Raw genomic sequence first — 17124 nt, forward strand, 5'->3', positions numbered from 1 at the left:
GCCTGCGGCGGCCGGCACCCCGCTCCCCCGTCCGCCCTCACTCCGTATTCGCGTGGGCCGTGCGGGCGCGTTCGTTGTCGACCTTCAGGAGGTTCGCGAGGCGGAGGGCCACGACGTCCAGGGTGAGGTGGGTGGCCTGGTCGAAGAGGCTGGAGAGCGGCTGGACGCTGGGGACCTCGCCGGGCCGCCGGTACTTCGTCGCGGCGGGCAGCAGCAGGACGGCAGCGGCCAGGGTGCCGAGCGGGGAGTCCGGCGCGGTGGTCACGGCGTGCACTTCGGCGCCGGTCTTGACGGCCTGTTCGGCCACCCGCACGGTGCCTGCCGTGGTCCCCGATCCGGAGACCGCGACGACGGTGTCGCCGTCGGCAACGGCCGGGGTGGTGGTCTCGCCGACGACGTGCACGGGCAGGCCCAGGTGCATCAGCCGCATGGCGAACGCCTTGGCCATGAACCCGGAGCGGCCCTCGCCGGCCACGAAGATCCGCCGGGCGCGCAGGAGGACGGCGGCCAGCGCGTCGAGGGAGGTGGCGTCGACGGCGGCGAGGACGCCGCGCAGTTCTTCCTGGACGGTGTCCAGGAGGGCGGCGGCGGAGGGGAGTTCAGCGTTTTCGGTGTTTTCGGGGTTTTCGGCCATGGTGGCGGGTCCTTCGGTGAGGGGTTGATGTACGGGTGTCAGCGGCCGGCGGCCGCGGCGAGGGCGCGGGCCGCCGCTTCGGGGTCGTCCGCCGCCGTCACCGCGGAGCCGACGATGACGCGGATGTCGTCGGGGCCGGTGAAGGCCGGCAGGTCGGCGGCGGTCAGGCCGCCCGCGACGGCGACCCGGCGGCCGTGCCGCCAGGGTCCGAGCAGATCGGCGGGGTTGCCGCCGGCCCGCTGGGCGTCCTTGCCGACGTGTGCGGCCAGGACGACGTCGGCGGGCAGCCGGGCGGCGAGGGCCGTGCGCCGCTCCTCGGTGGTCTGCATCAGGTCGACCACAGTCTCGGTGCCGCGTTCGGCGGCGACGCGTACGGCGGCGTCCAGGGTCGCGTCGGCGGCCACCCCGAGGACGGTCGCGGAGGCAGCCCCCGCGTCGTAAGCGAGCGTGAACTCGAACACCGCGTCGTCCGCGGTCTTCAGATCGGCCAGTACGGGGACCTTCCCCGCGGCCGCCGCCACCTCGGTCACGGCGCGCATCCCGAAGTGTTTGATCAGGGACGTGCCGACCTCGATCCAGTCGGCGTGCGGCGCGACGGCCTCGGTGAGCCGCACCGCCCGTTCCAGGGGCATCCGGTCCAGGGCGATCTGCAACTGTACGGCCATGGGGCCAACTCCTTTTGTACGAGCAGGGGTTCAGGGGCGCGGTCAGGCGGCGGCGTGGGTGCGGAGGAAGGTCTCCAGCCGGGCGCGGGTGGGCAGGCCGTCCCGGTCGCCGTGGCTGGTGGTGGCGAGGGCGCCCACGGCGGCGGCCCGGGCGAGGGCCTGCCGCGGGCCGAGCCCGTCCAGGTGGGCGCTGATCAGCCCGGCCGCGAAGCCGTCGCCCGCGCCCACGGTGTCGACGGCCCGTACGGGAAGGACGGGGTGCGTCCACACCCCGCCCGCGCGGTCGTACAGTGCGGCGCCGCGGGCCCCGTCCTTCAGTACGACGCGGCGCACGCCACGCGCCAGGTACCAGCCGGCCACGTCGGCCGGGTCCTGCGCACCGGTGAGCAGCCGGCCCTCGCCCAGCCCGGGCAGTACCCAGTCGGCGCGGGCCGCCAGCTCGTTGACGGTCCGCACCATCTCGGCGCGGTCGGACCAGAGCGCGGGGCGCAGGTTCGGGTCGAAGGAGACGGTGAGCCCGGCGTCGCGGGCCGCGGCCATGGCGCGGTGGGTGAAGGCGCGGGCCGTGGGCGAGAGGGCGGCGGGGATGCCGGTCACGTGGAGGTGGCGGGCGCCGCGTATGTACGCGTCGGCGGCTTCCGAGGGCGCGAGGCGGCTGCCGGCGGAGTGCTTGCGGAAGTACACCACCTCCGGATCGCCCTCGGTGACGCGGCTCTTGAGCTGGAAGCCGGTGCGGGCCTCGGGGTCCACGGTGACCTGGGCCGTGTCCACGCCTTCGGCGCGCAGGGCGGCGAGGGCGTGGGCGCCGAGCGGGTCGTCGCCGACGCGGCCCACCCAGCCGGCGGTGTGGCCGAGGCGGACCAGTCCGGTGGCGACGTTGATCTCGGCACCGGCCAGGGAGCGGGTGTAGTGGGTAACGTCGGCGAGCGGTCCGTCGTCGGCGGCGACGAGCATGCCCATGACCTCGCCGAAGGTCACCACGTCGAGGCGGCCCTGCGGTAGGGAGCTGAGAGTCAACGGGGGCCTCCGGTGTGGACAGGAGTGGTCAGGGTGCCGATGCCGGCGACGGTGGCGTCGGCGCGGCCGCCGGGGCGGAGCGGGCCGTACTCGCCGGGGGCGCCGGTGAGGATCACGTCGCCGGGGCCGAGCGGCAGGAAGCCACCGAGGTAGCAGAGGATCTCGGCCACGCCGCGGGCGAGTTCGCGGGTCGGGGCGGGGCGCAGCGGTACGCCGTCGATGGCGAGCGACACCTCGGCGTCGTCGGGGTCGGCGAGGGCGGTCTCGATCCACGGGCCGAGCGGGGTGAAGCCGGGGTGGCCCTTGGCCGCGGTCCACAGCGGGTCGGTGTGCTGGAGGTCGCGGGCGGTGAGGTCGTTGGCGACGGTCCAGCCGAAGACGGTGCGCAGCACGGTGTCGGGGGTGTGTCCGGCGGGCGAGGCGGCGAGGACGACGGCCAGTTCGGCTTCGGCGTCGACGCGGCCGATGCCGTCGGGGAGGCGTACCGGTTCGTGCGGTCCGATGACGGAGCGGGCGGGCTTGAGGAATGCCTGGGGCGGCAAGGCGCGGTCGGCCGGTCCGGTGTTGTGGGCCATGCCGACGACCGTGCGCGGCCGGACGGGGGCGAGCAGGCGGACCTCGGCGAGGGGCAGGCGGGGGCCGAGCCGGACGGGTGCCCTGCCGGCGGCGCCGTCCGCCGCTCCCCCGTCCGCCGCTCCCCCTGCCTCGGGCCCGGCTTCGAAGGGGTCGGCGATGAGCTCGGCGGTGTCACCGTCGAGTACGGCGTGTGCGGTGCCGCCGGCGTGGGCGATTCGGGCGATGCGCATGCTGCTGTCAGGCGTCCTTCGTGGTGTGCGCGGGCTGCGGCGCGGGGCTGCCGGCCGTGCCGGGACGCGGCGGGCGTACCGCGAGCATCAGCGCGGCGGCGAGTACGAGGCAGCCGGCCATGGTGAGGAACGAGGTGGCGGTGGAGCCGGTCACGTCGTTCAGCGTGCCGATCAGATAGCTGCCGGCGAAGCCGCCGAGCGCGCCGAAGGAGTTGATGAGGCCGACGGCGGCGGCGCTCAGCTTCTGCGGGAGGAGTTCCGGGATGGTCGCGAAGTAGGGGCCGTACGGGGCGTACATGCCGGCGGCGGCGACGCAGAGCAGCGGGTAGGAGAGCCAGAAGGCGTCGCCGAGGAGGTAGGAGCCGTAGAAGCCGGCGGCGCCGAGCAGCAGCCAGGGCCAGACGTACCGGGCGCGGGAGCCGGCGCGGTCGGAGGCGCGGCTGTTGTAGAGCATCGCGGCGCAGGCGAAGAGGTAGGGCAGCGCGGAGATCAGGCCGGTGAGGCCGATGCCCTCGTCGCTGCCGGCGCGGACGATGGAGGGCAGCCAGAAGACGAAGCCGTAGACGCCGAGGCTCCACAGGAAGTACTGGAGGGAGAGCAGGACGACGTTGCGGGAGCGGAGCGCGGCGAGGTAGCTGCCGCCGGCCGGCAGCCGTCCCTGTTCGGCGGCGAGAGCGCCTTCCAGTGCGGTGCGTTCGCCGGGGGTGAGCCACTTGGCGTCGCGCGGGTGGTCGTCGATGCACTTGTGGAAGACGAACGCCCAGATCAGTGCGGGGATGCCCTGGGCGATGAACATGCCGTGCCAGCCGACCCATTCGACGAGGTAGCCGGAGACGACGGTGAGCCACAGGACGGTGGCGGGGTTGCCGAGGATGAGCCAGGTGTTGGCGCGGCCGCGCTCGCGGGCGGTGAACCAGTGGGTGATGTGGATGACCATCGCGGGCAGTACGGCGGCTTCGGAGACGCCGAGCAGGAAGCGCACCACCATCAGGACGCGTACGTCCGGGATGAGGCCCTGGGCGGTGGCGAGCACGCCCCACAGCAGCAGGCACCGGACGATGAGCTTCTTGACGCTCCGTCGCTCGGCGTAGACCGCGCCGGGGAGCTGGAAGGCGAAGTAGCCGAGGAAGAAGAGCGAGCCGAGCAGGGCGGAGACGGACCCTGTGATGTGCAGGTCGTCGGCCATGCCGCCGGCGGCGGCCACGGAGAAGTTGGAGCGTTCCAGGTAGGCGAAGCTGTAGGTCACGAAGACCACGGGCATCAGCCGGGTCCAGCGCCGGCGGCTGAGGGCGGCGACGGCGGGCGCCGGGGCGGCGGCCGGGGGCGGGGTCGACATCCAGGTGGCCTTTCTCCCGAGACGGAAAGGGCGGAGGGGCAGGGGCCGTTGCCAGTATTGCCACGATGTGGCAAGCCCTGCCGCAAACTGAGAAGAGAATGACGGCCACGTTTCCGCCTGTCAACGGATTGTTTCCGGATGGAAGAAAGTCTTGCCGCCATGCGAGAAGCCGTATGGGAAACTGACCGTATGTCCACCAGTACTCCGGCCTCCGACATGGTCGGCAAGGCCCTGCACGTCCTCACCCTGCTCGGCGAGCGCCCGGGCGGCGTGACGCTCTCCGAGCTGACCCGCGCCTCCGGCTTCCCGACCAGCACGTGCTACCGGCTCCTGAAGTCCCTGACCCGGGACAGCTTCGTGGAGTTCGACGCCCGCACCAAGCACTACACACTCGGGCTGCGGGTGTACCAGCTCGGCCAGCGCGTCTCGCACGCGCACGGCTTCGCGGGCGTCGCGCTGCCGGTGATGCGCAGGCTCGCCGAGACCTGCCGGGAAGCGGTCCTGATGTCGGTACTGGACGGCGACAAGCAGCTGTACATCCACCACGTCGAGGGCCCGCAGCAGGTGAGCGTGCGCGGCGAGCCCGGCAAGCACGGCCCGGTGCACTGCACCTCGATGGGCAAGGTACTGATCGCCTTCGCGCCCGCCGAGGTACGCGAAGCGCTCACCGAAGGCGTCGAACTGACCGAACTGGGCCCCCACTCGATCACCGACCGCGCGGCGTTCCGGGCCGAGATCGAGAAAGTACGGGCCGAAGGACACGCGGTCGCCGACGAGGAACACGAGCCGGGCATCCGCGCGCTGGGCGTGCCCATCCTCGGCCCGGACGGCGTCGCGCACGCCGCGCTCTCGGTCGCGGCCCCCGCCTTCCGGATGCCGGCCGCCGACCTCCTGACCCTGCGCCCCGCACTGGCGAACGCGGCCCAGGAACTCGCGGTACTGCTGCCACCCCGCCCCTTCTGAGCGGCGCCGGGCCGGCGAACACCGTACGCACTAAAGCGCATTAGTAGCTGCAGCGGTCTGGCCTTCCGCATTCCTCCCTCGCCAGAATTGCCGCGACCCGGTGCACGGCCCTCCGTGAAAGGGAGAACCCCCACATGCACATGAGCAGACGCGGCGTACTTCTCGCATCCCTGGCGCTGTCCGTGACGGCCGCGGGACCGGCGTGGGCGGCGAAGCCTGCCTCGCCGGACCGGCGGCTCGTCGTCTATTACCAGACCCAGTACACGAACGGCGGTTACGTCTCCCCGCTCGGCCTCACCGACCACCACACCGGCACAACACACCTACTCCTGGCGGCCGTTCACCTCAACGACGTGAACGGGCCGTACGCGCCGGTGCACCTGAACGACGACCCGCCGGGGGCGGCGAAGTTCGCCCCGATGTGGCGCGACCTGAAGACCATGCAGGGCCGGGGCGTCCGCGTCCTCGCCATGCTCGGCGGTGCGGCGCCGGGCAGTTTCCAGCGCCTGGACACCGAATTCACCACGTATTATCCCCTGCTGCGGGATTTCCTCCGCCAGTACGCCCTGGACGGCGTGGACCTCGATGTCGAAGAACGGATGTCGCTCACCGGAATCGTGCGGCTCATCGACGCGCTGCGCGCCGACTTCGGGCCGGGCTTCCTCATCACCCTCGCGCCGGTGGCGAGCGCGCTCAGCGGCGGCGGCAACCTCTCCGGATTCGGCTACGACCGGCTCTACCGGGACCGCGGCGGCGACATCGCCTGGTTCAACGCGCAGTTCTACAACGGCTGGGGCAGCCTCGCCTCGACCGCCGACTACGACGCCATCGTCCGGCGCGGACTGATCCCGCCCGCCAAGGTGGCCGCCGGCGCCCTGACCTCCCCCGCCAACGGCGGCAGCGGCTACCTCGACCTGTCGGCCCTGCGCCGCACGGTCACCACCCTGACGACGAAGTACGGCGACTTCGGCGGCGTCGCCGGCTGGGAGTACTTCAACTCGGAGCCGGGCGGCACGTCCGCTCCGTGGGAGTGGGCGGCCGGAGTCTCGGGCGCACTGTCCGGCTGATCCGCTCCTCCGGTGGCCTGGGGCCGCCTCAGGCCAGTGGGTGGCTCGTGGGGACCTCAGCTCGTGGGGACCTCAGCTCATGCGGCAAGCGTTCGTGCCACCGCGCGCGCGGGAGTCACCGGGAGGCGGCGCACCGGCGCGGCCGGGGTACGGGCGGGCGCGGCAGCGGTGCGAGCGGGCTCGGCGGGGGTGTCGGCGAGCCGCACGCGGTACGTCGTCTTGGCCGGATCCACCAAGGGCTCACCGAACGTGATCCGGCCTGCCGACTGCAGCTGGTCGCACACCGGGGTGGGCAGCGCGACGTAGCACCCTCCCGTGCGGGTGCGGGAGTCGTACGGCCGCCAGTAGCCGTACCGGCGCCGGCCATTCGCATGCACGGTGATGAACACCGGGGTGCGGGAGTCGGCGATGGTACGGAGAACCTCGGCGCCGGCGGCGTCGAGGGGGACGGCTCGGCGGGCCGCTGTCGTGGCACGTGCCGCCGGACGGGAAGGCGCGCCCCGACCACGCGTACGCAGGGACTCCTTGGTCAACGCAGCGACGGCCGGGACCTGGTCGAGGACGGACGACATCAGGGATTGCCTTTCCGAGGACAGCAGCTCAAGATCATCCGTCTCATTCAATCAGGGTCGGTCCCCTCCACCCAACTCTGTTTCGCCACCAGTCCTTCAGCGGTGCGGGTCAGGTCGTGGCAGCGGGGCCGGGCGGCAGGTGGACCGTCATGATCAGATCGCAGGCTGTGGTGCCCGAGCCGCGGTAGGTGTGCGGGGCATCGCCGTCGAACGCGGCGGTCTGTCCGGCTTCGACGGCGTGCTCGGTACCGTCGACCACCAGGACCATCCGGCCGGCGGTGACGCTGACGGTTTCCACGACTCCGGCCTGATGCGGATGGCTGGGGTACTCCTCGCCCGGCTCCAACCGCCAGCGCCAGACCTCCACCGGAGCCGGGCCGGACGTGGTCAGCATGAGCCGGGCCTCGCTGCCCTGGGCACCGGTCCACAGGGGGGTCACGGCGTCAGCGGCCACGACGCGTACGCGCCCTTCCGCCGACCCCTCCATCAGGGCGGACACCGAAACGCCGAGGGTGTCGGCCAGCCGGACCAGGGTGGCGAAGTTCGGGTTGCCCTGGGCCTTCTCCAGCCCCACCAGAGCCCCCTTGCTGACCTGGGCACGCCGGCTGAGCTCATCCAGGGACAGGCCCGCGCGGGTGCGGGCCGCCCTGACGTTGTGCGCGAGCGTCCGCAGGGCTGTGGCCGTCTCGGCCATCTGATCACCATCCTTGCGAGTGGACCACTGGAATAGACCGCGCGGTCGTTTGATTGACACACCCCGGTCGTTCCATTGTACGGTTTAGTCGTTCTACTGAGATAGTAAGGGATGTACCGTGATCGCTCTGCTGCTGGCTCTGGGCAGCTCACTCGCCTACGGATGCGCCGATTTCCTCGGCGGCCTCGGCGCCCGTAAAGCTCATGTACTGCGTACCGTGTTGATCGCGGCCCCGGCCAGCCTCGCGGTCGAGCTGCTGCTCTGGCCGTTCCTCGGCGCCTCGTTCAGCGCCGGCACCCTCGGCTGGGGTGCCGCTTCCGGGGTCGCCTCGGCCGCCGCGTTCGCGCTGCTCTACCGCACCCTGGCGATCGGCCCGATGAACATGCTGTCGCCCGTGACCGCCCTGGTGTCCGCCGCACTGCCCGTCGGCGTGGGCCTGCTCCAGGGCGAGCACCTGGCCACCGCCGGACTGATCGGCCTGCCGCTCGCGCTGGTGTCGGTGGTGCTGGTCAGCGCCGGACACGGCGCCGGCTCGGCTCGGCCCTCCCGTACGGCGCTGCTGCTCGCCTTCGGCGCGGGCGCGGCCATCGCCCTTCAGCTGATCTTCCTGCACCAGGCGCCGTCCGACAGCGGGGTGGCCCCGCTGATCATCGGCCGGGCGGTCTCCTCGGCCGTGACCCTGGCCGCGGCGGGGGCGATGTACCGCAAGCTGGGCTCCGAGCGGCCCGCATACGGGATATCGGCCGCCGCGGGTGTGCTGGATTCGGTGGCGAACCTGCTGTTCCTGCTTGCCGCCCGTAGTGGGGACCTCGCCGTCGTCGCCGTGATCACCGCCCTCTACCCGGCCGGCACGGTCCTGCTGGCCCGCGGCGTACTCGCCGAACGCATCCACCGCGGCCAGCTCGTCGGCCTGGGCACCGCCGCCGTCGCCGTCAGCCTCCTCGCCCTTACCTGAGCAAGCCCCCGCCCACCAGCCGAAACGCAAGGAGACCAGCATGTTCATCCAGCCCTGGGATGCCGGCCTGGACGAAGCCGAATGGCAGACCTGGATCGCCGAAGGCCACGACTTCGGGCAGCTGAGCGTCAATGGCCTGCCCGGCCACCCGCCCGCCGTCGTCCCCACCCACTTCACCTGTGACGGCAGCCACCTCCTGGTCCACCTCGCCCGGCCCAACCCGGTCTGGAAGGCGATCGAGCACGACCCGCACGTCACCTTCACCGTGATCGGCGACTACGCCTTCATCCCCGGCCCCTGGCGCGCCAAGCCCGGTGTCCCGCCCACGGATGGCGTACCCACCAGCTACTACGCAGCGGTGCAGTTCGCCTGCCGCGCCCACATAGTCGACGACCCGGAAGCCAAGGCCGAGCTGCTGCGCCGCCAGCTCGCCCACTTCCAGCCCGAGGGCGACCACGCCCCCGTCGCTGTCGACGAGCCGCCCTACGGCCGGATGCTGCCCGGCATCCGCGGCCTGCGCCTGGAGGTCACCGAGGTGGTGGCCAAGTTCAAGTACGACGACCACAAGCCCGTGGAGTACCGCACGGCCGTCGCCGATCGCCTCACTGAGCGTGGCGAGGGTCTCGACGTGCCCACCGCACGTCAGCAGCTCCGCCGCCGGGACCGCATCGGTCCCTGGAAGCCCTGACCCCACCGGTCGCTCGTCCGCCCGATCGCTCGTCAGCCCGTCCGTCCGCACACAGGAAACGGAACCCCGCCCATGACCGCCTTCCGCCTCACCCCCGCCGTCGCAGACGCCTTCCCCGACACCCTCATCGCGCTGGTCACCGCCACCGGTCTGCGCGGCCACGAAGCCTGGCCCGGCACCACCGCCGCCCTGGAGGACCTGGAGCAGCGGCTCGCCGACGGGACCTGGCAGCCCGCCGATGAGAGTGACCCCCGTATCGAGGCGTGGCACACCGCCTACCGTTCCTTCGGCACCAACCCCCGCCGCATCCGCCCCAGCGTCGACGCGCTCGGCCGCCGCATGGCCAAGAAGGGCACGCTGCCGCGCATCAACCCGGCCGTCGACTCGTACAACGCCGTCTCCGTCCGCCACGGCCTGCCCGCCGGCGCCTTCGACCTGGGCCACGTCACCGGCGACGTCGAGATCCGGTACGCGGACGGCACCGAGTCCTTCACCCCGCTCGGCGAGCCCGACACCATCGAGAACCCCAAGCCCGGCGAGATCATCTACGCGGACACCACCGATGTCCTGACCCGCCACTGGAACCACCGCGACGCCCACCGCACCCGCGTCACCGAGGACTCCACGCACGTCGCCTTCGTCCTCGAAACCCTGCACGCCACCCGTGACGGCCATCTCCTGAAGACCGCGGCGGAGGAGCTGCGGGACCTGCTCGCCCCGCACGCCGACCAGACCGCCGTGCACTACCTCAGCCCGGCCCACCCCGAAATTATCTGTTCCCATTCCAAGGTCATCCGCTGAGCTTGGGCCTGCCGGGCCTACAGGGCGGAGCCCCGCGCCACGACGATGCCGTAGAGGTCTTCGATCGTGGCCAGCGCGCTGTGATGGACCTGTTCGGCGGACAGCTCAGCACCGGCCCCCGTCAGGGGTCGAGTGGCGCACGCGTCAGCGACGATCGTGGGCGCGTAGCCGCGCAGGAACGCGCCTTCGGCGGTGAAGGTGACGCACATGTGCGTCATAAAACCGGCGATGATCACGTTCTTGCGGCCCGCGGCCTTGACCCGCTGTTCAAGGTCGGTGCCGTGGAAGGAGTTCGGCGCCTGCTTCGCCACGACCTGCTCACCGTCGACCGGGGCCACGCTCGGGTGGATGGCGCCGATCTCCGCGCGGATGTCGTAGGGGGTGCCCTCGCCGCCGTCGTGGACGATGTGGATGACCGGCGTGCCCGCCGCACGCGCCCGCGCCAGCAGCGCCGCGGCCGAGTCCAGGGCCGCCTTCCAGCCGGACAGCTCCATCACACCCCGGGTGTAGGTGTTCTGGAAGTCGACCATGATGAGCGTCGCGTCGGCGAGGGTCGCCGGGGTCTCGTCGAAGCCGTTGAGCCGGCGCAGCGTCGTCGTAGCCATGGGTAAAGGCCCTCCTCGGGCGGGGTGTTGGTGTCGTCCGGCGCGCTGGCGGCGCCGACGTGTTCGACGCTACGATCCCCCGTCAATGTCTGCAATGACGCTCAACTTGCAGATCCGGACATCACGTGGGAGGGCCCGTGCCCGCATCGAAACGGCTCGTCGTCGTTGTCGTCTTCGACGGCGTCGATCTGCTGGACATCACCGGCCCCCCGGAGGTGTTCGCCCTGCTGCAACGCGAGGTCGACACCGATACGGATACCGATACGGATGCCGGCGCCCACCCCGACAGGAACACCCACGCCCACACCGGCTACCGCGTCCTCCTGGCCGCCGAAACGCTGGAGCCGGTCACCACCTCGGCAGGGGTGCGCGTCCTGCCCGATGCCACGTTCGAGGAGGTGGCCGGTCAGAGCATCGACACCCTCCTGGTGCCCGGCTCCGTACGCATCGACGCCGACCGGCGCGTGAGCGCCCTGGCGGACCCGGATGTCACCGCGCGCGTCAAGCAGCTCGCCGGCGCGTCCCGTCGCATCGCCTCCGTGTGCGTCGGCGCCCATATCCTGGCCGCCGCGGGCCTGCTCGACGGGAAGCGGGCCACCACACACTGGTCGACCGCCCGCCAGCTCGCCGCCGAGCACCCCGCCGTCACCGTGGACGCCGACCCGATCTTCATTCGTGACGGCGCCGTGTGGACCGGCGCGGGCATCAGCTCCTGCCTCGACCTGTCCTTGGCCCTGGTCGCCGAGGACTTCGGCGAAGCCGCGGCCCTGCGCGTGGCCCGCCAGCTCGTGATGTACCTCAAACGCCCCGGCGGACAGAGCCAGTTCTCCGTACCCCTCGAACCCGTCTCCACCACTCGCCGGATCGAGGACCTGCGGCACTACATCACCCGCAACCTGTCCCGGCCCATCGGCCTCGCCGACCTCGCCGAACACGCCCACGTCTCCGAACGGCAGCTCTCCCGCATCTTCAAGACCGACCTCGGCACGACCCCGGCCGCCTACATCGAATCAGCGCGCGTCGAACTCGCCCGGAACCAGCTGGAGTCGACCGACGCCACGCTTGAACGCATCGCGGGCGCCTGCGGTTTCGGTACGGTCGACACCCTCATCCGCGCCTTCCGCCGCCAACTGGCCACCACACCGACCGAGTACCGCAGTGGTTTCCGGTATTCCGGGTAGCGGAACAGCGGAGAGCGACTCTCCGGGCTCACGAGGCCGCTCCGTTGGGGCACGCCCTGACCAGTTGCAGGCCGGCGCTCCGCAACGGTTGCAGATCGGGTTCACGGTTTTGGGCCAGCGCCGCGCGCACCTCGCCCGCCGCCTCGTCGACCGCGGCGGCGGCCTCCCGCACCTCCGCACCGGACGACCGCTGCCTGAGATCGGCGACCGCCGCATCCAGCGCATCGACCGCCGCGTCCGCCCTGCGGTCGAGGGCGGACTCCAGCACGGCGTGTTCGAGGTCCCCTATGGCGTCGGACACCGCGAGTGCGAACTTCGCACACCCCACGGCCCGGTCCTCGCCCTCCCCCATGTCGCACCCCGCGAGCAGTACGACCGCCAACACCACTGCCGCGGCGCTTGCCATCCGCTGCATGTCGTCACGTCCCTCCGGTGAACCGTTCGGTGAGTCACGAAGACAGCGGCCGCCGCTCGCCTGACACGAGGAAGCCTATGAACGGTGACGCGGCTCGGGGAGAGGGTTTCTCGCAGATGGCGACGGAGGCGGGCACTCCGTCGCCGTAAAGGTCGGGTACCGGCCATCTCTCCTCCCGCCCTCCTTCCCTTCGTCCCGTCCAAAGCATTGACATGCTTCCATGCTCACGTCAGATTACTGACATGAGTACACAGCCACGACGCAACCTTCGGGACGAGTACGCCGCGCAGACGCGGGAGGCGATCCTCAAGGCGTTCGTGGAGTGCCTGGCCGATCAGCCGGTCGAGGAGGTGTCCGTGTCGGCGGTTGCCGAGCGGGCGGGCATCACCGACCGGACGGTGTACCGGCACTTCCCGACGCGGGTGGACCTGCAGGCCGCGGCGGGCCAGTGGATCAACGACAACGTATTCCGCTATGTGCACCCCTCGTCGCTGGACGAACTGCCCACGGTGTTCCGGGAGGCGTGCCGGCGGTTCGACCGGCAGCCGAACCTGGCCTACGCGATCGCGCTGTCCCGGCTCGGCCGCAGCGTGCGCGCGGGGTTCCGCCAGCACGTTCTCGCGGAGAACAGCACGTCGCTGGCGGAGGTCGCGCCGTCGCTGCCCGCCGGGGACCGGCGCCGCGCGGAGGCCGTACTGGCGTACCTGGACAACGTGCTGGCGTGGGCGACCATGCGCGAGGAGCTGGACATGTCGGGCGAGGAGGTGGCCGACGCCGTCGAGTGGGCGATGACCACACTCCTGGCCGACCTCCGCCGCCGCAACGACGAAGCCGCCGACGCGACGCCGGCGGACCGGTCATCAACCGGAGAGCAGACCTGACCAACTAGGAGGCACGCTGTGCCACGGAGTGTGTGCAGTCTCGCGATCGGCCTGGGCATACCGGCCGTCGCCATCGTGATCGTTCCACCGCTCATCAGCAACACGCAGGTCTCGGTCCTGGGCATCCCGCTGCTGTTCTTCTGGATGTTCGCCTGGTTCCCGCTGACCACGATCTGCCTGGCGGTCAGCTGGTACGGATTCGACCGTCACCACTACACGGGCCAGGAGGGCAGCAGACCATGACAGCAGTGGTGTTCGCCCTGATCATGGCCTTGTCGCTCGGGGTGGCCGTGCTCGCCCGGGTCGGCGTGCGGCGCATGGACATCCGGCAGTTCCTGGTGGGCGGCCGTTCCTTCCCGCCGCTGATGCTGTTCTTCCTGGCCGTCGGCGAGGTCTACAGCATCGGCACCATGCTCGGCTTCCCCGGCGGCATCTACTCCGAGGGCGCCGGTTACGGCCTCTGGTTCCTCGGCTACCTTCTGCTGGCCTATCCCGTGGGGTACTTCCTCGCGCCGCTGGTGTGGCGGGCCGCCGCGCGTTACGACGCGCTGACCGTCCCCGAGGTGTTCGGCCGGCATTTCCGCAGCCGCAGGCTCGAGGTCGTCATCGCGATCGGGTCCATGATCGCGCTGGTGCCGTGGGGACAGTTCCAGTTCATCGGGCTGCAGATCGTGCTCGGCGGACTCGGCCTGCCCATCAGCCCGTTCGGCGCCGTGCTCATCGCCGCGGCCGTCGCGTTCGTGTATGTCGCGGTGGCGGGCATGCGGGGCTCCGCGTTCGTCGCGCTCGTCAAGGACGTGTTCATGCTGCTGGGCATCGTGGCCGTCGGTGTGGCCGCCGTCCTCGCGGCCCACGGCGTCCCCGCGCTGTTCGCGCGAGCGGCCGCCGTGGACCCGCACCCCCAGCTGTCCGGCACAGCGCTCGCCTTCTCCGTCACCACCATCGTCTACCAGGGCTTCGGCTTCTACCTGCAGCCCTCGGTGTCACCGTATGTGTTCCCGGCACGCTCGGAAGCGGCGGTGAAGAGCTCGACCGTCTTCATGCCGGTGTACATGCTGATGTATCCGTTCGCGGTGTTCGCCGCGTACTTCGCCATCGGCGCACTGCCGAAGAGCGACGACCCGAACGGTGTGTTCCTGAACCTCGCGCACGCTCTCCTGCCGTCCTGGCTGGTGGGGGTCGTGGCCGCGGGGGCCGCGCTGGCCGGTGTGCTCGTACTGGCCGCCACCTCGCTCAACATCGGCGCGATCGTAACCCGCAACCTGGTGCCGCGGGTACCGCCGACGGCACAACGCCGGTACACCACCGCCGCTGTCGGACTGTTCCTCGCCGTGTCCGCCGCGATGACGACCTTCAGCCCGGCGCTGATGCTGACCGTGCTCAACCTCAGCGGCTATGTCGGCATCCAGTTCGCGACCGGCTGGCTGGCGATCTTCTTCGCCCGGACGGTGCGCCCCTTCGCGGTCGGAACCGGCATCGTCGGCGGCGGCTTGCTCGCCATCACGCTGTACGTCACCGACGCCCGCCTCGGCGGCATCAACATCGGGCTCGTCGCACTCGCGGTGAATCTGGCGCTCACCTTCGGGCTCAGCCGACTCGGCCCCCCTGGGGAGCCACGCCGGCCCGTAGCCCTGACCAAGGGCGCCGACGTGCCCGTACACCCCGATTCGAGTGTTGCGCCCGCCCACCGCACTCCGACGGCGCCCACCGTCACCGAACCGTAGGAGCCATCCCATGGACGAGGAGACTTTTCTCCGCCGCCTGCCCAAGGTCGACCTGCACTGCCACTTGGCCGGCACCATCCGCCCGGCCACACTGATCGAACTGGCACGCAAGAACGACGTACCCCTGCGGACCAGCGACCCCGAACAGCTCTATGTCTTCGACGACTTCTACGACTTCCTCGACGTCGTGCGCACTGCCGCCCGCTGCCTGGTCACCCACGACGACTTCGCCCGCGTCGCCTACGAGGCCCTCGCCGACGCCGCCACGGCCGGCAACCTCAAGTACGCCGAGCTGTTCTTCAATCCCACCGATTACTACCCGAGCGGCGTCACGTACCGCACGATGGCCGACGGATTCATCGCGGGCCTGCGCGACGCCGAGGCCGATCACGGGGTGACCGGACGCCTGATACCCGCCATCAACCGCGAACTCGGTCCGGGGACCGCCCGCGACATGGTCGCCGATGCCATCGCCGATCCGCGCGACGAGATCATCGGCATAGGGATGGACGGCGCCGAACGCAGCGGTCCCCCGGGGCTCTTCGCCGAGGCGTACGGGATGGCGGGGCGGGCCGGTCTGCGCCGGACCGCGCACGCCTGCGAGGACAACCAGACCCCCGCCGAGGCCCCGCCGTCCCACATCACCACCTGCCTGGACGACCTCGGCTGCGACCGCATCGACCACGGATACCACGTCCTCGGCGACCCGCATGTCGCCCGGCGCTGCGCCGACAACGGCGTCCCGTTCACGGTCGGTTCCCACACCTGTGTCCCGTCGCGCCTGGCCACCCGCTGGCGCAACGTCCGCCACATGCTGGACGCCGGGCTCCCCCTCGTGATCTGTACCGACGACCCGCCCATGTACGGCACGGACATCGGTACCGCGTACGTCACCCTGCACCGGGAGCTCGGCCTCTCCCTCACCACGGCCACCGAACTCGCAGTCGCCGGCATCGACGCCACCTGGCTCGACGACGACGCCAAACGCCGGCTCCGCCGGGAGTTCAGCACCGAGATCGCCGCGCTCGGGCCGCTCGGGCAGCGGCGCGCGGGAGGCGTGACAAGATCCCCGGCATGAAGATCGAAGCAGCGGATCGGCCCGTCGCCCTGGTCAGCGGGTCCACGTCGGGGATCGGGGAGGCCGTCGCGCGGCGGCTGGCGGCGGACGGGATGCGGGTCGTCGTGCACTCGCGGCGCAGTGCGGAGGCCGGTGAGGCGCTGGCGGCGGAGCTCGGCGGGGCGTACGTGCGGGCCGATCTGGCGGTGGAGGAGGAGGCCCGGGGGCTGGTCGAGGCGGCGCTCGGCCGGTACGGGCGGCTGGACGTGCTGGTCAACAACGCGGGCATCAGCTGGCCGATCCCGCACGACGACCTGGCCGCGGCGACGCCGGCGGACTGGCGGCAGCTGCTGGAGGTCAACCTGATCGCCCCATGGGTACTGTGCACGGCGGCACTGCCGGCACTGCGCCGATCCCCCGCGGGCGGCAGCGTCGTGAACATCACCAGCCATGCCGGGGTGCGCCCCAAGGGCTCATCGGTGCCGTACGCGGCGAGCAAGGCCGCGCTGAATCACGTGACCCGGCTGCTCGCGGCCGCCCTCGGCCCCGAGGTGCGGGTCAACGCGGTGGCGCCGGGGCTGGTGGACACGCCGATGACGAAGGACTGGGCGCAGGCGCACGAGCTGTGGCGGGACCGCGCGCCCATGCACCGCCCGGCCCGGCCCGCCGACGTGGCCGACCTGGTGGCGTCGGTGATCGGCAGCAGCTATCTCACCGGCGAGGTCATCGTGCTCGACGGCGGGCTGAACCTGACCTGAGACGAATCCGTTGGGGGTCGGTCGCGCAGGATGGCATACCAACTTCGGCATACCGAACTCCCGAAGATAGGGGGCGCAACTGCCGCATCACACCCCATATGCGGGCAGCGATCACCGGAGGGCCTTGTCCAGCGCCGGAATTTGGTATACCAACTGGCCATTGGTTGTCGCAGAGCGCTGAGGAGCCCGCCATGTGTGTCGAGTCCGTCCCGCCCCCGCCCAGCCGGGTCACCCGCCGCGGTGTGCTCGCCGGTGCCGCGGCCCTGGCCGGTACGGCCGCCGCTCTCTCGGCGGCTCCGGGCGCG

20 protein-coding genes are annotated in these 17124 nt (G+C 71.5%); 11 read left to right on the top strand and 9 right to left on the bottom strand.

All coding sequences use genetic code 11. The features are described from left to right. Positions 1-37: 37 nt before the first annotated feature. The 5 genes from hxlB to ABT381_RS23080 are packed head-to-tail and all read right to left on the bottom strand — an operon-like array spanning position 38 to position 4458. A complete protein-coding gene (gene hxlB, locus ABT381_RS23060) occupies positions 38-634 on the bottom strand; it encodes a 6-phospho-3-hexuloisomerase (RefSeq protein ID WP_351597468.1) in 597 nt (198 codons plus the stop codon). A gap of 38 nt (positions 635-672) precedes the next feature. Next, on the bottom strand, positions 673-1299 hold the full coding sequence (locus ABT381_RS23065; RefSeq protein WP_351597471.1) for an orotidine 5'-phosphate decarboxylase / HUMPS family protein: 627 nt from the start codon (positions 1297-1299) through the stop codon (positions 673-675). 42 nt (positions 1300-1341) lie between these two features. Beyond that, complete coding sequence (locus ABT381_RS23070) at positions 1342-2316, bottom strand: sugar kinase (RefSeq protein WP_351597474.1); 975 nt, start codon at positions 2314-2316, stop codon at positions 1342-1344. Then, positions 2313-3122, bottom strand: a complete 810-nt coding sequence (locus tag ABT381_RS23075; protein WP_351597477.1) for a fumarylacetoacetate hydrolase family protein — start codon at positions 3120-3122, stop codon at positions 2313-2315. The genes ABT381_RS23070 and ABT381_RS23075 overlap by 4 nt, the downstream gene beginning before the upstream one ends. A 7-nt stretch (positions 3123-3129) precedes the next feature. Continuing rightward, on the bottom strand, positions 3130-4458 hold the full coding sequence (locus ABT381_RS23080; protein WP_351597480.1) for an MFS transporter: 1329 nt from the start codon (positions 4456-4458) through the stop codon (positions 3130-3132). Positions 4459-4647: 189 nt separating this feature from the next. Here ABT381_RS23080 and ABT381_RS23085 point away from each other — a divergent pair, with 189 nt between their 5' ends. Together ABT381_RS23085 and ABT381_RS23090 are read left to right on the top strand one after the other, a co-directional pair. Beyond that, entirely contained in the window at positions 4648-5421 is a 774-nt protein-coding gene (locus ABT381_RS23085; RefSeq protein ID WP_351597483.1) for an IclR family transcriptional regulator, read from the top strand. Between the two features lie 134 nt (positions 5422-5555). Next, on the top strand, positions 5556-6488 hold the full coding sequence (locus tag ABT381_RS23090; RefSeq protein WP_351597486.1) for a glycosyl hydrolase family 18 protein: 933 nt from the start codon (positions 5556-5558) through the stop codon (positions 6486-6488). A gap of 77 nt (positions 6489-6565) precedes the next feature. On the opposite strand, the gene ABT381_RS23095 is transcribed toward ABT381_RS23090, so the two are convergent. Both ABT381_RS23095 and ABT381_RS23100 read right to left on the bottom strand, forming a co-directional pair. Then, complete coding sequence (locus ABT381_RS23095) at positions 6566-7060, bottom strand: hypothetical protein (protein ID WP_351597488.1); 495 nt, start codon at positions 7058-7060, stop codon at positions 6566-6568. A gap of 109 nt (positions 7061-7169) precedes the next feature. Beyond that, the gene (locus ABT381_RS23100; RefSeq protein WP_351597491.1) at positions 7170-7754 is read right to left on the bottom strand and encodes a helix-turn-helix domain-containing protein; all 585 of its coding nucleotides are present in this window, start codon (positions 7752-7754) and stop codon (positions 7170-7172) included. Between the two features lie 118 nt (positions 7755-7872). Here ABT381_RS23100 and ABT381_RS23105 point away from each other — a divergent pair, with 118 nt between their 5' ends. The 3 genes from ABT381_RS23105 (at position 7873) to ABT381_RS23115 (ending at position 10198) form a co-directional block, all read left to right on the top strand. After that, complete coding sequence (locus tag ABT381_RS23105) at positions 7873-8709, top strand: EamA family transporter (RefSeq protein ID WP_351597494.1); 837 nt, start codon at positions 7873-7875, stop codon at positions 8707-8709. Between the two features lie 40 nt (positions 8710-8749). Next, the gene (locus ABT381_RS23110; protein WP_351597497.1) at positions 8750-9397 is read left to right on the top strand and encodes an FMN-binding negative transcriptional regulator; all 648 of its coding nucleotides are present in this window, start codon (positions 8750-8752) and stop codon (positions 9395-9397) included. Positions 9398-9469: 72 nt separating this feature from the next. Continuing rightward, on the top strand, positions 9470-10198 hold the full coding sequence (locus ABT381_RS23115; RefSeq protein ID WP_351597500.1) for a B3/B4 domain-containing protein: 729 nt from the start codon (positions 9470-9472) through the stop codon (positions 10196-10198). Positions 10199-10215: 17 nt separating this feature from the next. On the opposite strand, the gene ABT381_RS23120 is transcribed toward ABT381_RS23115, so the two are convergent. Continuing rightward, positions 10216-10803 carry a cysteine hydrolase family protein gene (locus ABT381_RS23120; RefSeq protein ID WP_351597503.1) on the bottom strand — a complete coding sequence of 196 codons (588 nt, stop codon included), beginning with the start codon at positions 10801-10803 and terminating at the stop codon, positions 10216-10218. Between the two features lie 137 nt (positions 10804-10940). Here ABT381_RS23120 and ABT381_RS23125 point away from each other — a divergent pair, with 137 nt between their 5' ends. Next, a complete protein-coding gene (locus ABT381_RS23125) occupies positions 10941-11984 on the top strand; it encodes a GlxA family transcriptional regulator (RefSeq protein WP_351597505.1) in 1044 nt (347 codons plus the stop codon). A gap of 28 nt (positions 11985-12012) precedes the next feature. On the opposite strand, the gene ABT381_RS23130 is transcribed toward ABT381_RS23125, so the two are convergent. After that, complete coding sequence (locus ABT381_RS23130; protein WP_351597507.1) at positions 12013-12399, bottom strand: hypothetical protein; 387 nt, start codon at positions 12397-12399, stop codon at positions 12013-12015. A gap of 242 nt (positions 12400-12641) precedes the next feature. Between ABT381_RS23130 and ABT381_RS23135 the strand changes: the two genes are divergently transcribed. From ABT381_RS23135 to ABT381_RS23155, 5 genes are read left to right on the top strand one after another with little or no spacing between them, the layout of a single operon-like run. Further along, on the top strand, positions 12642-13280 hold the full coding sequence (locus tag ABT381_RS23135; RefSeq protein WP_351597508.1) for a TetR/AcrR family transcriptional regulator: 639 nt from the start codon (positions 12642-12644) through the stop codon (positions 13278-13280). An 18-nt stretch (positions 13281-13298) separates the two neighbouring features. Then, positions 13299-13523, top strand: a complete 225-nt coding sequence (locus ABT381_RS23140; RefSeq protein WP_351597511.1) for a DUF3311 domain-containing protein — start codon at positions 13299-13301, stop codon at positions 13521-13523. Then, positions 13520-15004 (top strand): sodium:solute symporter family protein, encoded by a 1485-nt coding sequence (locus ABT381_RS23145; RefSeq protein WP_351597513.1) that lies wholly within the window; start codon positions 13520-13522, stop codon positions 15002-15004. Before ABT381_RS23140 ends, ABT381_RS23145 begins: the two co-directional genes overlap by 4 nt. Positions 15005-15014: 10 nt before the next feature. Beyond that, positions 15015-16082: an adenosine deaminase gene (gene add / locus ABT381_RS23150; protein WP_351597516.1), complete on the top strand. Its 1068-nt coding sequence runs from the start codon at positions 15015-15017 to the stop codon at positions 16080-16082. Next, positions 16079-16819 (top strand): SDR family NAD(P)-dependent oxidoreductase, encoded by a 741-nt coding sequence (locus ABT381_RS23155; RefSeq protein WP_351597519.1) that lies wholly within the window; start codon positions 16079-16081, stop codon positions 16817-16819. Before add ends, ABT381_RS23155 begins: the two co-directional genes overlap by 4 nt. The last annotated feature ends 305 nt before the right edge of the window (positions 16820-17124 follow it).

Source organism: Streptomyces sp. NPDC000151, assembly GCF_040301705.1.
Taxonomy (GTDB): domain Bacteria; phylum Actinomycetota; class Actinomycetes; order Streptomycetales; family Streptomycetaceae; genus Streptomyces.